Source organism: Mariniflexile sp. AS56, assembly GCF_030552475.1.
Classification (GTDB): Bacteria; Bacteroidota; Bacteroidia; order Flavobacteriales; family Flavobacteriaceae; genus Mariniflexile.
This window is the reverse complement of record NZ_JAUPED010000021.1, coordinates 1-17,432: the sequence shown is the minus strand read 5'-3', so window position 1 is coordinate 17,432 and position 17,432 is coordinate 1. Positions and strand designations below refer to the sequence as shown.

General features: G+C 34.5%; 17 protein-coding genes. 6 read left to right on the top strand and 11 right to left on the bottom strand.

Annotated features, from left to right (window positions below; genetic code table 11):
• Positions 1 to 46: 46 nt before the first annotated feature.
• From Q5N74_RS17155 to Q5N74_RS17145, 3 genes are all read right to left on the bottom strand, one after another.
• Positions 47 to 2,638, bottom strand: coding sequence for a chondroitinase-B domain-containing protein (locus tag Q5N74_RS17155; protein ID WP_304390227.1), 2,592 nt, complete (start codon positions 2,636 to 2,638; stop codon positions 47 to 49).
• A gap of 185 nt (positions 2,639 to 2,823) precedes the next feature.
• Positions 2,824 to 3,888 (bottom strand): T9SS type A sorting domain-containing protein, encoded by a 1,065-nt coding sequence (locus tag Q5N74_RS17150; RefSeq protein ID WP_304390226.1) that lies wholly within the window; start codon positions 3,886 to 3,888, stop codon positions 2,824 to 2,826.
• Positions 3,889 to 3,996: 108 nt separating this feature from the next.
• Positions 3,997 to 4,728, bottom strand: coding sequence for an SIMPL domain-containing protein (locus Q5N74_RS17145; protein WP_304390225.1), 732 nt, complete (start codon positions 4,726 to 4,728; stop codon positions 3,997 to 3,999).
• A 396-nt stretch (positions 4,729 to 5,124) separates the two neighbouring features.
• On the opposite strand from Q5N74_RS17145, the gene Q5N74_RS17140 reads away from it, so the two are divergent.
• Both Q5N74_RS17140 and Q5N74_RS17135 read left to right on the top strand, forming a co-directional pair.
• Positions 5,125 to 5,784, top strand: coding sequence for a DUF4331 family protein (locus Q5N74_RS17140; RefSeq protein WP_304390224.1), 660 nt, complete (start codon positions 5,125 to 5,127; stop codon positions 5,782 to 5,784).
• Between the two features lie 19 nt (positions 5,785 to 5,803).
• Positions 5,804 to 6,418, top strand: a complete 615-nt coding sequence (locus Q5N74_RS17135) for a DUF4331 family protein (protein ID WP_304390223.1) — start codon at positions 5,804 to 5,806, stop codon at positions 6,416 to 6,418.
• Between the two features lie 41 nt (positions 6,419 to 6,459).
• On the opposite strand, the gene Q5N74_RS17130 is transcribed toward Q5N74_RS17135, so the two are convergent.
• The 8 genes from Q5N74_RS17130 to Q5N74_RS17095 form a co-directional block, all read right to left on the bottom strand.
• On the bottom strand, positions 6,460 to 7,749 hold the full coding sequence (locus tag Q5N74_RS17130) for an NAD(P)/FAD-dependent oxidoreductase (protein WP_304390222.1): 1,290 nt from the start codon (positions 7,747 to 7,749) through the stop codon (positions 6,460 to 6,462).
• A 7-nt stretch (positions 7,750 to 7,756) separates the two neighbouring features.
• The gene (gene trpA, locus Q5N74_RS17125; protein ID WP_304390221.1) at positions 7,757 to 8,521 is read right to left on the bottom strand and encodes a tryptophan synthase subunit alpha; all 765 of its coding nucleotides are present in this window, start codon (positions 8,519 to 8,521) and stop codon (positions 7,757 to 7,759) included.
• A 137-nt stretch (positions 8,522 to 8,658) separates the two neighbouring features.
• Positions 8,659 to 9,840 carry a tryptophan synthase subunit beta gene (trpB, locus tag Q5N74_RS17120; RefSeq protein WP_304390220.1) on the bottom strand — a complete coding sequence of 394 codons (1,182 nt, stop codon included), beginning with the start codon at positions 9,838 to 9,840 and terminating at the stop codon, positions 8,659 to 8,661.
• A gap of 59 nt (positions 9,841 to 9,899) precedes the next feature.
• On the bottom strand, positions 9,900 to 10,592 hold the full coding sequence (locus tag Q5N74_RS17115) for a phosphoribosylanthranilate isomerase (protein ID WP_304390219.1): 693 nt from the start codon (positions 10,590 to 10,592) through the stop codon (positions 9,900 to 9,902).
• Positions 10,593 to 10,662: 70 nt separating this feature from the next.
• Complete coding sequence (trpC, locus tag Q5N74_RS17110) at positions 10,663 to 11,448, bottom strand: indole-3-glycerol phosphate synthase TrpC (protein WP_304390218.1); 786 nt, start codon at positions 11,446 to 11,448, stop codon at positions 10,663 to 10,665.
• Positions 11,449 to 11,543: 95 nt separating this feature from the next.
• A complete protein-coding gene (gene trpD, locus Q5N74_RS17105) occupies positions 11,544 to 12,536 on the bottom strand; it encodes an anthranilate phosphoribosyltransferase (protein WP_304390217.1) in 993 nt (330 codons plus the stop codon).
• Between the two features lie 86 nt (positions 12,537 to 12,622).
• Entirely contained in the window at positions 12,623 to 13,189 is a 567-nt protein-coding gene (locus Q5N74_RS17100; protein ID WP_304390216.1) for an aminodeoxychorismate/anthranilate synthase component II, read from the bottom strand.
• A 144-nt stretch (positions 13,190 to 13,333) separates the two neighbouring features.
• On the bottom strand, positions 13,334 to 14,737 hold the full coding sequence (locus Q5N74_RS17095; RefSeq protein ID WP_304390215.1) for an anthranilate synthase component I family protein: 1,404 nt from the start codon (positions 14,735 to 14,737) through the stop codon (positions 13,334 to 13,336).
• A gap of 331 nt (positions 14,738 to 15,068) precedes the next feature.
• On the opposite strand from Q5N74_RS17095, the gene Q5N74_RS17090 reads away from it, so the two are divergent.
• The 4 genes from Q5N74_RS17090 to Q5N74_RS17075 all read left to right on the top strand — a co-directional run bounded on the left by Q5N74_RS17090 (position 15,069) and on the right by Q5N74_RS17075 (position 17,120).
• Positions 15,069 to 15,608: a TlpA disulfide reductase family protein gene (locus Q5N74_RS17090; RefSeq protein ID WP_304390214.1), complete on the top strand. Its 540-nt coding sequence runs from the start codon at positions 15,069 to 15,071 to the stop codon at positions 15,606 to 15,608.
• A 6-nt stretch (positions 15,609 to 15,614) separates the two neighbouring features.
• Complete coding sequence (locus Q5N74_RS17085) at positions 15,615 to 16,235, top strand: thioredoxin family protein (protein ID WP_304390213.1); 621 nt, start codon at positions 15,615 to 15,617, stop codon at positions 16,233 to 16,235.
• 109 nt (positions 16,236 to 16,344) lie between these two features.
• Complete coding sequence (locus Q5N74_RS17080) at positions 16,345 to 16,662, top strand: rhodanese-like domain-containing protein (RefSeq protein WP_304390212.1); 318 nt, start codon at positions 16,345 to 16,347, stop codon at positions 16,660 to 16,662.
• A gap of 188 nt (positions 16,663 to 16,850) precedes the next feature.
• A complete protein-coding gene (locus Q5N74_RS17075; RefSeq protein ID WP_304390211.1) occupies positions 16,851 to 17,120 on the top strand; it encodes a hypothetical protein in 270 nt (89 codons plus the stop codon).
• Positions 17,121 to 17,432 lie beyond the last annotated feature (312 nt).

The following is a 17,432-nucleotide window of genomic DNA, read 5'->3' as shown; positions in this document are numbered from 1 at the left end:
TATCATATTTAAATAAAATGAAACTTTTAAAACTTAATTTTGATGATTAATGTGAAACAATAATCATTTTAGATTGTTTAGTTACACCCGCATTTGAAGTGTTCAAAAGATACGCACCATTTGAAATAGATGACACATCTAATTTAATTTCAGATTCGGAAGATTTCACAGCTTTCTCCAACACTTTTCGGCCATCAAGACTGAAAACTTGAATTAAACTCACATTATTTCTTATGTTTTTAAGTGTTATAAAATCTTTAGCAGGGTTTGGAAACATGATTATTTGATTCGCTAAACCTTTATCGTCTATTGAAAGGCTGTTTGATGTGCTATAAAATTCTACTTCATGTAAGGTTGTAAATCTACTGGTACTTCCAACTTGCCCATTACCAATAATTTTAACATATTTTGTTCCGATTGCTGCAGAAGGAAGCACAAAAGATTTGAATGATGCATCTGAGTTACTTGCAAGGTCTCCAGCAGGAAATGGATTTGAAAAATCAGTATCAGCAGTACCAGTTGAAGATACCCAAATTTGTAAATTATAAGTTTTTCCGCTGGTGGTAGCGATATCAACCAATTCTAAATCAAAAGCGCCTTTTAAATCATAAATTATGATAGCATTGTTGCTTCCTCCAGGATCTAATGCGCCATTTCCAGCCCATTGAGTGTTAAAATCTTTATCTAAGCTATTTACGGCATAATTAAACTTAGTACTATTTACCTCTTCATTAGAAACATAACTTACAGCAGCATCTGCAGCAGTCTTGTTTATTAGGTTTAAACCATCTCTTGGATCTGGTGGTGCTGGTGCATCTTGTGATATATTTAAAGTTCTAACAATATTATCACCTCCTGGGTTTTGTGAAAAAGTAACCGTACCCGTTCTACTTTCTGTTCCTGTATTCTCAGTAACTGTTACTGAAACCGTGGCATCACCAGTTCCTGAAGTAGGGGTAATAGTGATCCAAGAATCGTTTGATAGCGCAGTCCAACTTACATTAGCAGTCACTGAAGCATTTTGGCTACCAGCAAGGTTTGTAAAGTCTGGTACAGTACCAACAACTAAAGTTTCAGGTATTACAATAGTACAATCTCCATTAGTAATGTTAGCACCTAAATTATCTACAAAACAAGCACCAATTGCGTGACCAACCATAGCATCTGTTGTTGGTGTGTAACTATTCATATTAGCACCTTTACCTGATGTACCTGTGAGGGTATAAATTTCACCAGATTGTGTTGCGGTAATACCTGCTTCTAAAGAGAACCCAGGGTAAGTTGTTTCACCTAAAGTGGTTCCTTTGTAAATATTAGCAGCATAGGTTAATGCTGTACCCATTGGTATAGGAGAGGTTGTATTACCTGTAATAACGGCAGTTGTATTTGGATCGCTATCAACAAAATAAATTAGGTTGTTAGAAACGGTTCCAAGAGGTTTGGTTGTACCTGTATTAATATTAAAGAATAAAGGGGCATTGGTATTTACAATTGTATTATTAGATAGGTTGAGGTCTGTCACTTTTTGATAGCCATTAGACATGCTTGTCGAAGTACAAACTACCGCACTGCTATCGTTTCCTCCTAAAAAAGTAATACCGTTATTCCATATAGCATTATCGCCAACAGTGATACAATCTTGAATATAATTATTAGTAACGGTTTGGTAGCTATCCACAATTCTAATACCTCCTGTACCATCAACGTCTTCACCTAAAAAGTAATTGCCATCAACCGTGGTGTGTGAACCATGACGAAGCACTAAAGAACCTCTACATCGTCTAAAGGTGTTATTAATATAGCTGTTACCTTTACTTTTATTTGTGATAATTTCATTTTCACCATCAGCTTGAACAAAATAATTGTTGCTAACCATGGCGTTACTATTTACGTTTTGATATTCACTTGTACCTATACGTATAGTTTCACTATCACCAGAATTAGTTAAGTTAGAGTCAATTTTTGAATAGTTATAGAAGTAATTATTACTAATGGTATGGCCAACTACATCGCAACGTGTATTTGGAGTACCCGTGCCATCAGGAGATGCATTGAATTGATATTCAGCTAGAATCATATTTCCTGAGGTCATTTTATTCAAAAATGAACAGTTAATTACAGTATTATAAGTTCCGTATAGCACCACCCAATTATGTTTTATACTCGCTGTTGAAGTGCTAGTGCCGAGTAAACCATCAACTACACAATTTTGAAGGATGCTATTGTTAGCGTAATTAGAGCTGTCTCTAAATTCAATAAAATTACTAGCGCCATTACCACCTTTCCAGTGAAAACCATCAATAATACAATACTCTCCACCAATTTTCAATGTTTGGCCGTTGGTAAATTTAACGCCACCAGGAGTAGCCGCCTTCAATGTAATAGGATTGGCTGCTGTACCTACACCATTAAATCTCATGGTTGCACTTGCAGTATAAGTTCCATCTGCAAAAATAACCGTGTCTCCTGGAGCAAGTGTTAGTGAAAAAGCCGCAGTAAGTTGACTAGGGCTTGTAATATTATAAGTGGTTTGAGAAAACCCATTATAATTACATAAAATAATGAATGTAAAAATGCAAGTGTTGAAGAAAAGGCGATTTAATAAAGCCCAATGATTTAGTGTAGTTTTTAATGTCATTTTTGTAGCATTTAGTGAATAATTTAAATTGGTTTACCAGATTGGTTTTCCAAATATAAATCTTTTTTAAAATTACACAACTTTTTTTTATGTAAATGTTACGGTCTGTCTATTAGGTTGTTATAGGTTTTTGGTTGAAAGTGATTATTTCATCGATTAAGTGTAATTTCTGTCAAGGGGGTGTTTTATTTGATGATTAGTTTTTTGCTAGACACTGTATTCTTATCCTTTTTTAAAATCATAAAATAAGTGCCTGATTTTAAGCTTGAAACGTCTAATGTGTTTGAAGTTGTGTGTATGTGATTCATAAGTTTTCCCAAATGATCGTAAATACGAATAGCATTATAACTATATGGTAAAGCGTGTATTGAAATATAAGTCCCATTTACCGGGTTGGGTGAAATTTTAATACGGGCTTCATCCGCATGTATGTGGTCTATGGAAAGCGGCGCAACCTCTTCGATACTAAAGTTGTTAAACAACATGGTTTCATCTCTTAAATCTGATACGCTAATTAAACTTCTATAAATACCCCATTTGGGTCTTACAAAATCGGCACCAGTTTGCCAATTAACTATGGCATTATTAGCGTAACTAAACAAGGAGGTTCCGTCACTTACTTTATTCATTTCTAAGGAATAAGTGCCAGATACGCCGTATTTTATAGTTTCGGTAACATCCACCCATATCCCTTTAAAGACTGTTAAATCGGTTTGTTTTAAGGTTACTTGCGAAGAGGTTTCGGCGTAACGTAGTTCTAGTTTATCAGGTGTTCCTTTACGGGTTGTTAAGGTATACATAGGGGTCGCTTCATAAAGCCCACCAACCGATTTTAATTGGTGTATATGTGTAAAATTGGGTGTTGATTGAAAGCCTGCATCTATTTTAAACTTCCATTTATATATAACTGTTTCGCTTTCAATAGCCTTCAGGTTATCTGGAGATTTATCGTAAACTTTTATTTCATTACGTTGTCTATCCGTATTAATGCAGCGGTCGTCATCTTCTGTCGCATGGATGTGAAAACGAAATACATTGGTGTTCAATTCAGCGTCAAAAATTTCATCAATGTGTCTTCCAAAAGGAGTATGACTGCAATCTGGTGCTTCTATAACATTATTTCCTGGCGCTAAAACGGAGTTTATTAATTCGTAGGTGTTCCCGATACCATCTGCGTTTAGAATAACTTGAGCAGTCGCGTGTTGTGTTAGTAAAAACAGGATATATGAAAAAATACGTATGTGTTTCATTAGTAGTATATTTAGTAAGCCAGTTTGGTTTACTAAATATACTAAAAAAAGGGATTTATTAATTTATTTTAATCTTGAGCTTATTTAATGTAAATAGATTGTATTCTCCTATTTTACTCGGTACGTAAGTTTCATGGTAATAGACGCCGTTTTTTCTTTGGATGAAGTGTTATAGGCTCCACCCCAAGAGTAATCTTCGTTTGAATTTTGGCCCGTTATTTGAAAAATTCCCATTTGGGCAAGTGATAGTTCACCCAGTTTGGTTCCTGAATTTTCTGCAATACTTTCAGCTCTTACATGCGCATTATCGGTAGCCTGTGCCACCATTTCAATTTTTAAGTCTTCCAGTTTTGTGTAGTAGTATCTCGGGGCGATAGAATATAATTGGATTCCTTTATTTAATAATTCCGTCACTTCTCGTGAAATTTTTTCGACCTTTTCAACCTCCTTAGAATTTATTTGAACGGTTTGACTTAAGGTATATCCAATAAACTCTTGTCCTATATAATTACCATCTTTTGTGTAGTTTTGCTTAAATTCCTTATTAGTTTCAACGGCTTTATAAACAATAACATCATCACTTAAGCCTTTAGATTTTAAATACAGCGTGATGGTTTCTTTATCCTTTTTAAGGTCGGAATAGGCTTGTTTTAAATCACTATTCACTTGTGAAAATTTGGCTTCCCAAACTATTAAATCTGACGTAAAGTTGGTTTGCCCTAAACCTGTTACAGAAATAGTGCCTACTTGTTTGTTTCTGTTAATAACAGCATTCCCTAAAATAATGGAAGCCCCAATAATGGCGATCGCAAACACAATGGCATTTAAATTTTTTTTCATGTTATAATGGTTTTAAAAATAGTATTTGAATTGTTCTTGTTAATAGTTCTAAACTGAAAATTTAACGGATATAATTAAAAAACTTATAAAATAACGAATAGGAAGGATGTTCTTAAGCAAACAACCCAATCGATTTTCTAAAATCCGGTTCCTTTCAAGTGTAGTATCAATAAAAATGCCATGTTTAAGTTATTGACGTTAAAACTACAGGTTGGCTTTTATTTCTATTCTTAATTGAATTTAATTGTAAATTCATTCAATTAAAGTAGGTTTTTCTGATAAAAACACAATGTTTTAACATAAAAAATAAAATATATTCAAATATGTAAAACCGGAATCTTAATTTTTACGTAAGCGTTATTAAGTAATATTACTTAATAATTAAAAATTAATCCAATGAAAAATTTAAAAAAGTATGTAACAATTGGTGCAGTTGTGTTTGCAGGTCTTTTTATTATTGCCGCAGATCACATTGATGCTCCAGCCGTGGCAGGAGGTGAAAGTGACATCACAGACTTCTATGCCTTTCAAGGTGAAAACACAGATAACCTGGTGTTTGTTGCGAATGTTCAAGGTTTATTAAGCCCCTCAGCTACTAAAAAAGCCCAATTTAATGAGAACATTATGATCGAATTTAACATCGATACAAATGGTGATGGTGTTGAAGATTTAGTTATTCAGGCAGCGCCCAAAAACAAGCGCATGTACTTTTTAGGACCTATTGTGCCTAGTCAAACAGGATTGATAAGCAAACCTAACTCCAATTCTAGTACAGAAGTGAATTCGGTAAAAATTACCAATTACAATCAAAACCCTCAAGTAGAAACTTCTGCAAACGGAATTACATATTTTGCGGGCCCAAGAGACGATCCTTTCTTTTTTGATTTTGCTCAATATTCGGCAATTCTTGATGGTAAAGCGAATGGTTTTCTTGAAACAGGTGTAGATACGTTTGCTGGAACCAATGTACTATCTGTTGTTGTAGAAGTGCCTAAAGCATTATTAGGGAATTCAGATTCTATAAATGCATGGGTAGAAACTAAAAGAAAACAATAATTTACTAAAAAGAATAATCATGAAAACAATAAAATATATGTTAGGAATTGTTGTAGTAGCTATAGCATTTCTAAGTTGTGAAAAAGAAAATTATACAGAAGATACTGCGGATTTATTAGCGCTAAATCAAGAGTCCTTTTCAAAAAAAACAAAGGATAAAGAAAATCCGTTTTTAGATGCCACATGGATGCAAGAAGACCAAATGGGCAGACCTGCCATTAATACGGTTTTCGTTTCTAAAGGAAGTAAAGATGCTTTTAATGTGACCATCCCGTCAGAACAAGGTGCCTTATTTCAACCTATGTTTCAAAACAACTTAATGGGTTTAAGTCCTGCTTTTAAATTGGATACAGATAAGAATGCATTGGGTTTTACAGCTAAAGACTTTACAACAGCCTTAGCTACAGATGTCTTAACCGTATCTATGATTAAACCGACTACCTTTTTTGATGGCACCAATGTGCTAACAGGAAGAGCCCTGGCCGATGATGTTATTACGGTAGAACTTATTTTGATTTTTGGAGGTGAAGAAGGATTATCTAACCCCGAGTTTCCACAATTTTCTGATGATCATGTAGACGCAAATGATAAGGCTTTTTTAAGCTCATTTCCATACTTAGCATCTCCGTGGTAAAATAACCCTATAGTTTTAATTAATTTTTTTGAAGGATTATACTAATTAGTATAATCCTTCTTTGTTTTTACTTTTACAGCTGCTGGTTTCATTATAATTCGCAAGGTACTATCGTTATTAAAATAACTAATAAACCAGTTCATGAAAATGAGTAGTTTGTTTTTAACACTTAAAATAAGCATTAAGTGTATAAACATCCAAGTGAACCAAGCCAAACGCCCTTGAAAGCTAAATTTTGGTAAATCGACTACTGCTTTACGTTTTCCAATGGTTGCCATAGAGCCTTTATCGGCATATTCAAACTCTTTTTTAGGTTTGTTAGCACTCACGTTTTTAAAGTTTTTAGCTAATAGCGCAGCCTGCTGTTGTGCTACACTCGCTACCTGTGCATGACCGTGTGGGTTGTTAGGTGTTTCCATAAAAGCAATATCACCTAGGGCATAGACATTGTCTAAATTTTTAACCTCGTTAAAACGATTTACTACAAGCCTGTTACCTCTAGTAGAGCACTCACTAGGAAGTCCTTTAATTATATTTCCAGTAACACCGGCTGCCCAAATAACGTTTTTAGATTCTATTTTTTCACCGTTGTTTAATGTTACAGTAAGCCCATCGTAATCGTTAACAATGGTACTTGTTTTAACAACAACGCCTAATTCTTCTAAATACTTTTGCGACATTTTTTGAGACCCTTCACTCATAGGGCTCAAGGTATGTGGCGTACCTTCTAACAAATAAATAGTAAGTTTAGAGAAATCTTTATCAGGATAATCTTTTGGGAGAATGTTACGTTTCATTTCGGCTAAAGCGCCAGATAATTCTACGCCAGTAGGGCCACCACCAACAATTACAAAATTTAATAATGCCTGAAGTTTATTTGGGTCTGTTGTATTTAGAGCATCTTCAAAAGTTTGTAAAATACGGTTTCTAAGCTGAATCGCCTCTGGAATGGTTTTCATTGGGTAGGCATAATCCTTTAGGTTTGCGTTCCCAAAATAATTGGTTGTACAGCCAATAGCAAGTACCAAATGGTCATATTCAAAATTGCCAATAGAGGTTCTGACTGATTTGCCTTCGTGATCTATTTCGCGCACTTTCGCAATTCTAATACGTACATTTTTCGCTTTTTGAAACACTTTTCGCAAAGGAAAAGAAATACTTGCAGGTTCTAGTCGTGCAGTTGCCACCTGATACATTAGTGGCTGAAATTGATGAAAATTATGTTTATCTATTAAATAAATTTCATAATTAGGGTGGTTAATTAACTCTTGAGCTAGTTGTAATCCGGCAAATCCTGCGCCTACAATTACTATTTTTTGTACGTTAGCCATGGTGTTTTTATTTTACTATAAAGTTTACAAAGTCGTTTATAGAATGGACTGGTTTAGTTGATAAATGTTTGATAAAGGCACTACCAATTATGGCGCCTTTAGCGTATTGTGTTGCTTGTGTAAAAGTGGTGTTGTCTGAAATACCAAACCCAATGACTTGTGGGTTTTTTAAATTCATGTCTGCAATTCGTTTAAAGTACTTGGTTTGTTCGTCTCCAAAACCAGATTGCGATCCCGTAACGCTGGCACTACTAACCATATAAATAAACCCGTTTGAAATAGAGTCTATAAAGTTGATGCGTTCTACAGATGTTTGTGGGGTAATTAAAAAGACGTTTATAAGTCCGTATTTTTCAAAGGTCGCTTTGTATTCTTCATTGTAAACATCCACGGGTAAATCGGGGATAATTAAACCATCGACACCTATTTCTTGACATTTTTTACAGAAAGCTTCAACACCATATTGAAGCATTGGGTTGAAGTAACCCATGATGATTAATGGAATAGAAACAGATTGTCTGATATCTTTTAATTGATTGAAAAGCACTTCAGTAGTCATACCATTCTTTAAAGCTTGTGTTGAACTGGCTTGAATGGTTGGTCCGTCGGCTAATGGGTCGCTAAAAGGCAATCCAATTTCAATCATATCTACACCGCTCTTTTCAAGGTTTTGAATAACGGAAACAGTATCATTTAAAGTAGGGTACCCTGCGGTAAAGTATATAGATAATAACTTTTTGTCTTCTTGTAGTTTTTTATTTATTCTGTTCATTTTGTAATATTTATTGCCACTAATTCACGAATAATTTTCTTAGAATCTGAATGTGCGTTAGGGATTGAGCAATTGTTGGAGCTCCTCTTTTTGAGAGCGACTTGCGAAAGCCCGACCCTTGTGGTAACGCCCAAAATTTATATTTTAAAATATTCGATATAATTTTGTAAATCTTTATCACCACGACCAGATAAACTTACTACCACCACATCGTTTGGTTTAAATGTTTTTTGTTCAAAAATGGCCAGAGCATGCGAACTTTCTATCGCAGGAATGATGCCTTCTAACTTGCATAATTCCAAACCTGCTTTCATAGCTTGATCGTCTGTAATAGACATGAATTCAGCACGACCTGTTTTCGCTAAATGCGCGTGCATAGGGCCAACACCAGGGTAGTCTAAACCTGCTGAAATAGAATAAGGCTCTGTAATTTGACCATCTGGAGTTTGCATTAAAAGGGTTTTACAACCATGTATAACACCCTCTTTCCCTAATACGGAAGTAGCTGCACTTTCACCAGAATCGACACCCAAACCAGCAGCTTCAACCGCTATAATGTTTACGTCTGGTTCATGTAAATAGTGATAATAAGTACCTGCAGCATTACTACCGCCACCAATACAGGCAACAACGTAATCTGGGTTTTCACGCCCTTCGTGTTCTTTTAATTGCCATTTTATTTCTTCTGAAATGATGGCTTGAAAACGGGTTACCATATCTGGATAGGGGTGTGGGCCAATAGCCGAACCAATTATATAATGTGTATTTACGGGGTTGTTAATCCAATCACGAATCGCCTCGTTGGTAGCATCTTTTAAGGTGCGACTTCCCGATAATGCAGGAACAACGGTCGCACCCAACATTTTCATTCGAGCCACATTTGGTGCTTGTCGTGCAATATCAATTTCGCCCATATAAACAATGCATTCTAAGCCCATTAAAGCACAAACGGTGGCAGTAGCCACACCATGTTGACCTGCGCCAGTTTCGGCAATAATACGGGTTTTACCCAAACGTTTTGCCATGAGTATTTGCCCAACAGTATTATTTATTTTGTGTGCCCCTGTGTGGTTTAAATCTTCACGCTTTAAATAAATTTTGGTATTGTATTTTTCTGAAAGACGTTTTGCTAAATAAAGAGGGGAAGGGCGCCCTACATAATCTTTTAATAGTTGGTTGAACTCTTTTTGAAACTCAGGTTCTGCCATGACTTTTAAATAGTTTTGGCGCAACTCTTCTACATTTGGATACAGCATTTCTGGTATAAAGGCACCTCCAAATTCTCCATAGTAGCCTTTTTCGTTTACGTTGTAATTCATAGTATTTCTATTAGCGTCATTGCGAACGGGGTGAAGCAATTTGTTTGTTATAAAGAAGATTACTTTAGTTGTTCCTCTTTCGTAATGACGGTGTCTTTAAAATTTCTTAATAAATCTATATTCTTTAATCCAGCTTCTATTTCAAATTTGCTATTAACATCAATAGCATAACAATATTTTGAAGCTTTACTTTGTTGAAATTGTTTTAAATTTTCTATTTCATCAACACCAATGCCACCGCTTAAAAAGAAGGGTTTGGTTGAAGGGTAATGGCTTAATACATCCCAATTGAAGGTGAAACCGTTGCCGCCAGGTAACTGCCCTTTGGTATCGAATAGGAAATAATCACAGACCGCTTCATAGGGTTTTAAAACATTAAAGTTGAATTCGTTTTTAATGGAAAACACTTTGATGATTTCTAACTCAAAACCATCTGTTTTTTTTGAAGCAATTACTTTGTTGTTTTTCTCCTGGTAATGACGTTTCAATTCTAAACAATATTCAGGAGATTCTTCGCCATGAAGTTGTACAGCTTGGAGTTGGTGGGTATTTATTTTTTCAATAACAGTATCCAAATCTTCATTAACAAAAACGCCTGTTTTTTTTATTGATTTTGGTAAATCGGGCATGTTTTTAGAATCAAAACTTCTTGCAGATTTGTCGTAAAATATAAAGCCAAGATAGTCTGGTTGCAAAGCTGCAACTTGTTCTATGTTGTCTTGATATTTCATTCCGCAGACTTTTAGTTTCATGGTCTTTTATTTACCGTTATTGCGAGATATTTTAAGTCGAAGCTATATTTGTTTCTTCCTCGTAATCACGTTATTTACTTAATTCTTTAATAAATTGTTTAGCACTTTCGCTAGCATTATCGGTTTTCATAAAATTTTCACCAATTAAAAAACCTTGGTAGCCGTAAGATTGTAATTCTTTAATGGCTTCTATGTTACTAATACCGCTTTCAGATACTTTTACAAAATCGTTAGGTATAAGTGTACTTAGACTTTTACTAGTTTCTAAACTTACATCGAAGGTTTTTAAATTTCGGTTGTTTACACCCAACATGTCTAAACTTGGCATGATGGATTTATGTAACTCTTCTTCGTTATGCACTTCCAATAGCACATCCAGACTTAAACTTTTTGCAAATTCTGAAAATTGCTTAATCTCATCTCTAGTTAAAATAGCCGCAATTAATAGAATAACGTCTGCTCCATATGCTTTGGCTTCTAGTAATTGGTATTCGTCTATAATAAATTCCTTGCGTAAAAGCGGTAGGTTACAACTGGCTCTCGCGGTTAATAAATCGTCTAACGAGCCACCAAAGTATTTACCATCGGTTAAAACGGACATGCCACAAACGCCTGCATCTTCATATCCTTTGGCAACATCAAATACATTTAAGCTTTGATTGATAACCGATTTTGAAGGCGATCTACGTTTATGTTCCGCAATAATACCTGTTTGGCTATTGCGTAGTTGGGTTGCTAATGAAATGGTTTGTCTTTCAAATAAAACCGATTGTTCCAATTGATTCACAGGAATTAACGATTTTCTTAAATCGACTTCAACGCGCTTATCGGCTACAATTTTATCTAGTATGTTCATTTTTATTCTGATTCGTCATTGCGAGACTTTTTTTAAGTCGAAGCAATCTGTCCCTATTGATGAGATTACTTCGTCGTTTCCTCCTCGTAATGACGTTATTTACTTAATTCGATTAAGGTGTTCAAACTCGCCTTGGCTTTTCCGCTTAATAGCGATTCTTTAGCTAATTCAAACCCTTCTTTATGACTTATTTTATTGGTGGTTGCTATAGCTAAACCAGCATTGGCGCATACCACGTTATTTTGTTGTTCGGTGCCTTTTCCTTGAATGACATCGATAAATATTTTAGCAGATGATTCTACCGTATTACCGCCAAAAATAGATTTTTGGGTAATTTCTGAAAGTCCTAAATCTTCTGGTGAAAACATAGTTTCGGTATGGTTTGAAATCACTTTTGCTTTTCCGGTCAAAGATATTTCATCGTAACCATCTAACGCGTGTACAATGGAATAATTTTTATCAGTATTTTGATAAAGATAGCCGTACAAGCGAAGAAGTTCTAAATTGAAAACACCTACCATCTGGTTTTTTGGAAATGCCGGGTTTACCATAGGTCCCAACATATTGAAAAAGGTTTTTACACCCAATTCACGACGAATAGGTGCCACATTTTTCATGGCAGGGTGGAAAAGTGGTGCGTGCAACACACAAATACCTGCTTTTTCAATGCTGTTTTTTAAGAAACCTTCATCGCTTGAAAATTTAATACCCAAATATTCCATAACGTTTGAAGAACCACAGGCAGAGGATACTCCATAATTACCATGTTTTGCAACATGAACACCTGCACCCGCCGTTACGAATGATGCTAAGGTTGAAATATTAAAAGTGTCTTTGCCATCGCCACCAGTTCCGCATAAATCGATTGTGTTAAACTCTTTTAAATTTATAGGAATACATAACTCTAAAAGAGCATCACGAAACCCTTGTAACTCGTTAAGTGTAATGCTTCGCATCATGTAAACGGTTAAAAAAGCAGCAATTTGACTTTGGTTATAATCACCTTTAGAGATGTTCACCAAAACCTGTTTCGCTTCTTCGCTAGAAATGCTTTCGTGGTTTATAAGTCTGTTTAATAAATTCTTCATTTTTAAAAGATGTTTTTTAACCACAAATACATAACTGTTTTTAATGGTTTCTATTTTTTTTATTGATTTGCCTGCAGTGTAGATTTCTAACTTTGCAACCAGTTCTTTAAAATTTGTTTTCCGTTAGGTGTTAAAACCGATTCTGGATGGTATTGCACCCCTTTTACATCATACACTTTGTGGCGTAAGGACATGATTTGTCCGTTAGCATCTATAGAAGTAGCTTCTAGACACTCTGGAAGGTTGGCATTTACAACCCACGAGTGGTAACGGCCCACTTCAATTTCTTTACCCATGCCGGTAAACAACGGTTCATCGTCGACAGTGATATTAACTTTAGTAGCGACTCCGTGGTAGACATCGTCTAAATTAACCAGCGAGCCACCAAAAACTTCACCAATGGCTTGTTGCCCTAAGCAGACACCTAAAATGCTTTTTGTTGAAGCATAGCGTTCTATAATGGGTTTTAGTAAACCAGCTTCGTCTGGAACCCCAGGACCGGGCGATAATACTATTTTATCAAAAGGTTCCACATCATCTAAAGTTAATTTGTCGTTTCTAACAACGGTAACATCGCAGTTTAGATCTTCTAAATAATGCACCAAATTGTATGTGAAACTGTCGTAATTATCTATAACTAATACTTTTGTCATTTTGTTGTTTTTGTTTTTGAAACCTCAAATATTTTAAAAACCTGTGAGGTCTTATTTGCGTTAGGGATTGTAGCGGCATCCTTTTTTGCCATTAAAAGCAAAAAAGATATAGCGAAAAGCCCGACCCTTGTGGTAACGCCCTAATTATATGTCTTCGGCTAATTCAATAGCTTTTGTTAGTGCGCCTAATTTGTTATATACTTCTTGCAATTCGTTTTCGGGGATTGATTTTGATACAATACCTGCGCCCGCTCGCCAATGCAATTCGTGGTTTTTACTCAAAAAAGTACGAATCATGATGGCGTGATTAAAATTACCATTAAAATCCATAAAACCAATGGCGCCACCGTAAAAGGAACGACTGGTTTTTTCGTACTGCTCAATAAGTTGCATGGCGCGGTGTTTGGGTGCGCCACTTAATGTACCCGCAGGAAAGGTATCTGCAACCACTTGCATGGTGGTGGTTTCTTCGTGTTTTTGTCCTGTAACTTTACTAACTAGGTGAATAACGTGCGAGAAAAACTGCACTTCACGATAGGTATCTACAGTCACGTTGCTACCATGTCTACTTAAATCGTTTCTGGCTAGGTCTACAAGCATCACGTGTTCGGCGTTTTCTTTATCGTCTACCTTTAGTTCTTGTGCTAATTCGGCATCTTGAATGTCGTTTCCAGTACGTTTAAAAGTTCCTGCTATAGGGTGAATTTCGGCTTTTCCGTCGCTAACAATAAGTTGGGCTTCGGGCGAACTACCAAAAATTTTGAAATCCCCATAATCAAAATAAAACAAGTAAGGTGATGGGTTGATGCTTCGTAAAGCACGGTATACATTAAATTCATCGCCTTTAAATTCTTGTGTAAAACTTTTTGAAAGTACCAGTTGAAAAACATCGCCACGACCACAATGTTTCTTGGCTAACTCGACATGTTTTTTATACTCATTATCCGTTAAGTTTGAAGTCATCTCTCCGCTTGAACTAAAATTGTACGATGCAAAGTTTTTAACCTTAATGAGGTGATCTATTTCATCGATATTCGGTTCTGAATCAAAGCAATGCGCGAAAATATAGGCTTCATTTTTTTGATGATTGATAGCGATGATATTTTTATAAACCGCATAATAAATATCAGGAATGGTAATGGAGTTGTCTTTCTTTGAAATGTTTATATCTTCAAAATAACGAACCGCATCATAAGCAATGTAACCAAAAATTCCGTTGTTTATAAACTTGAATTCTTCTTCAGAATTTACCTGAAAACGTTTGGTGAATTGGTGAATTTCTTCGGTAACACTGGTGGTGTTATCTATTACAGTGCTTGTTTCGCTACCATCTGGAAACGTTTGTGAAATAGTTTCGTTTTCAACCTTAATAGTTGCAATAGGGTTAAAACAGATGTATGAAAAACTATTATCGTTTGCATGATAATCACTACTTTCTAACAAAATACTGTTTGGGTATTTATCTCTTATTTTTAGGTAAATACTAACGGGTGTAATGGTATCTGCTAGAATTTTTTTGTAGTGGGTGTATAAGTTGAATTTGTTCATTTATGCTGAATTTGGTTCAGTGTTTATGTATTAAAAAAAGGCTTGTCGTGAATGACAAGCCTTTTGGATATTTTAATTTTTAAATATACTAGGGTTTTACTTCACGAAACGTAAGTTTAGAAAGCTCCACCACCAAGTATTATTTAAAATTGATTTCATTTGTTTGTTTTAACGAGTTCAAATATAGAAATGAAAATATAATTACACAATACTTTAGGGCGTTTTTTATATAAATGTATGTTAAACTATACTATAAGTATTAACTATTAATTATTTTTATACTTCTATTGAATTTTTTTCAAGGTGAGTTTGTTAAATATCAAAAAATATAATGAAATTTAAAGTACTATTTATTTTTGCACTTGTATTAGTAGGCTGTAATAATTCAAAAAAAACAGAAGTTGTAAGTCATAAAGAACAGGCAGTTGAAACCAAAATTAGTTCAAATTCTATTGATTTAGAAGTGTATGATTTTGCTGGTTTTAAGAAGTTTCTTCATAAAAAAGACGATAAGATATATGTTATTAATTTTTGGGCAACATGGTGTGCACCTTGTATAAAAGAATTGCCACATTTTGAAAAGTTGAATGCCGAATATGCGAATAAAAATGTAGAGGTATTGTTGGTGAGCTTAGACTTTCCGCATTTATATGAGTCTAAGTTAAAACCTTTCATAAAGGATAAAAAACTAAAATCGAAAGTGATTGCTTTAGATGATGTGGATATGAATACGTGGATACCCAAAATAGATGCATCATGGTCGGGCTCAATACCTGCAACCATTATATATAAAAATGATGAACGCAAATTTTTTGAACAATCATTTACATTTGAAGAATTAGAAACGGAAGTAAAACAATTTTTAAAATAGAATACTATGAATAAGATGATTAAATTAATTTCTGCAGCTGTCGTGGTGTTATGTATTAGCGCATTTACAGTAGCTAAAACCACGTTGAGTGAGGGCTATAAAATTGGGGATGTTGCCGAAGATTTCTCCCTTAAAAATATTGATGGGAAAATGGTCTCTCTGGCCGATTACAAAAATGCAAAAGGATTTATAATAACATTTACTTGCAACACCTGTCCGTTTGCTGTGGCTTATGAAGACAGAATTATTGCTTTAGATAAAAAGTATGCTTCTAAAGGCTATCCTGTAATCGCAATTATGCCAAATAATGTATCGGTTAAACCAGATGACAATTTAGATGCCATGAAGCAACGCGCCAACGAAAAAGGCTTTACATTTCCTTATTTAATTGATAAAGAACAAAACGTATTTCCAAAGTTTGGAGCTACTAAAACGCCGCACATGTTTGTACTACAAAAAACAAAGAAAGGCCATGTTGTTAAATACATAGGTGCTATTGACGATAATTATAAGGATGCGGCATCTGTGAGTACAAAATACGTTGAAAAAGCAGTAGACGCCTTGTTACAAGGTCAAGAAGTTGAGCAAACTGAAACAAAAGCTATTGGTTGCGGAATTAAAGTGTAATTCATAGTTTAATGAATGTTTTAAAAAAATCTAAAGTATAATACTTTAGATTTTTTTTCGTCTATAAATTTTAGATGATTAAATTTGTAGGATTCAAATAATTATAAAAATGGAAGATTTATCACAAGAAGAATGGACATCTCAATTAGCGGCAGATGCCAACGCAGTAATATTAGATGTTAGAACCGATGGAGAAGTAGCAGAAGGGGTTATACCAAATGCAATTCATATAGACATATATAAGGGGCAAGATTTTATAGATGAAGTTGAAGCTTTAGATAAAAATAAAAACTATTACGTGTATTGCCGTTCAGGAAAAAGAAGCGGTCAAGCCTGTGGAATTATGGGTGAGTTAGGGTTTGAAAATGCTTACAACCTTGAGGGTGGTATTTTGGACTGGGAAGGCGATATTGTGGATTTTAAATAAAGCTTAAAATAGAGGAATTTTTTGGTGTCCAAACGTCGTTTTTTCGTGTATGATTTTCCTTTCACCTTATTTTTGAGCACTTTAGCTTTTTTATTTTTTGGGTAGAGTTCTTTTTTTTATATTTATATATGTTAAGTTTTTAAAGGCTTAATATGTAATGAATAATTAATAAATTAATAGCACTTATTATGCAAAACGGTTACGTAATACTAGGAATTATTGCCTTATTATTTTTAAGTATGTATGGATATGCTTATTTTTCAGTTGTTGTAGAAAAAATTAAAGGACTGAAAAATAGGAAAAGCGATATAGAAAAAGAAGAATTAAGACTTCAAGAACGCCTAAGAAAACAAGAAGTTATTAACGAAAGAGTTAGAAGATTCAATGCACGAAAAGAAGAAATTCATCGTGAATTAATACTTCTAGAGAAAATGAAAGAAAAACAAAGAGTTAGTTAGATCAATTTGTTTTTATTAAAAAGCCCATGTAAATACGTTTACATGGGCTTTTTTTATGGTAAACAATATTTGTTTTTTAATTTCTAATTATTAAAACTTGACTGAATTGTCGGTTGTTAGTATTTTGAAAAGGGATTAACGGTCTTCAATTAAATCTTAAATTCAGCCCATAAAGGGTAGTGGTCAGATATAAGCCAAGATAGACTATGATTTGTTAATCGACGGTTTTTAAGCACAAAAGGGACAAAGTCGTAATTACCTCCATTTAAAAATTCCATAGAAAGTTTAGGGCCATTTGTTTGGCTGTTAAAC

Excerpts from the sequence above, each read along its gene's own strand:
- Q5N74_RS17155 (WP_304390227.1), bottom strand. The coding sequence starts at position 2,638 with ATGACATTAAAAACTACACTAAATCATTGGGCTTTATTAAATCGCCTT.
- Q5N74_RS17150 (WP_304390226.1), bottom strand. The coding sequence starts at position 3,888 with ATGAAACACATACGTATTTTTTCATATATCCTGTTTTTACTAACACAA.
- Q5N74_RS17145 (WP_304390225.1), bottom strand. The coding sequence starts at position 4,728 with ATGAAAAAAAATTTAAATGCCATTGTGTTTGCGATCGCCATTATTGGG.
- Q5N74_RS17140 (WP_304390224.1), top strand. The coding sequence starts at position 5,125 with ATGAAAAATTTAAAAAAGTATGTAACAATTGGTGCAGTTGTGTTTGCA.
- Q5N74_RS17135 (WP_304390223.1), top strand. The coding sequence starts at position 5,804 with ATGAAAACAATAAAATATATGTTAGGAATTGTTGTAGTAGCTATAGCA.
- Q5N74_RS17130 (WP_304390222.1), bottom strand. The coding sequence starts at position 7,749 with ATGGCTAACGTACAAAAAATAGTAATTGTAGGCGCAGGATTTGCCGGA.
- trpA (WP_304390221.1), bottom strand. The coding sequence starts at position 8,521 with ATGAACAGAATAAATAAAAAACTACAAGAAGACAAAAAGTTATTATCT.
- trpB (WP_304390220.1), bottom strand. The coding sequence starts at position 9,840 with ATGAATTACAACGTAAACGAAAAAGGCTACTATGGAGAATTTGGAGGT.
- Q5N74_RS17115 (WP_304390219.1), bottom strand. The coding sequence starts at position 10,592 with ATGAAACTAAAAGTCTGCGGAATGAAATATCAAGACAACATAGAACAA.
- trpC (WP_304390218.1), bottom strand. The coding sequence starts at position 11,448 with ATGAACATACTAGATAAAATTGTAGCCGATAAGCGCGTTGAAGTCGAT.
- trpD (WP_304390217.1), bottom strand. The coding sequence starts at position 12,536 with ATGAAGAATTTATTAAACAGACTTATAAACCACGAAAGCATTTCTAGC.
- Q5N74_RS17100 (WP_304390216.1), bottom strand. The coding sequence starts at position 13,189 with ATGACAAAAGTATTAGTTATAGATAATTACGACAGTTTCACATACAAT.
- Q5N74_RS17095 (WP_304390215.1), bottom strand. The coding sequence starts at position 14,737 with ATGAACAAATTCAACTTATACACCCACTACAAAAAAATTCTAGCAGAT.
- Q5N74_RS17090 (WP_304390214.1), top strand. The coding sequence starts at position 15,069 with ATGAAATTTAAAGTACTATTTATTTTTGCACTTGTATTAGTAGGCTGT.
- Q5N74_RS17085 (WP_304390213.1), top strand. The coding sequence starts at position 15,615 with ATGAATAAGATGATTAAATTAATTTCTGCAGCTGTCGTGGTGTTATGT.
- Q5N74_RS17080 (WP_304390212.1), top strand. The coding sequence starts at position 16,345 with ATGGAAGATTTATCACAAGAAGAATGGACATCTCAATTAGCGGCAGAT.
- Q5N74_RS17075 (WP_304390211.1), top strand. The coding sequence starts at position 16,851 with ATGCAAAACGGTTACGTAATACTAGGAATTATTGCCTTATTATTTTTA.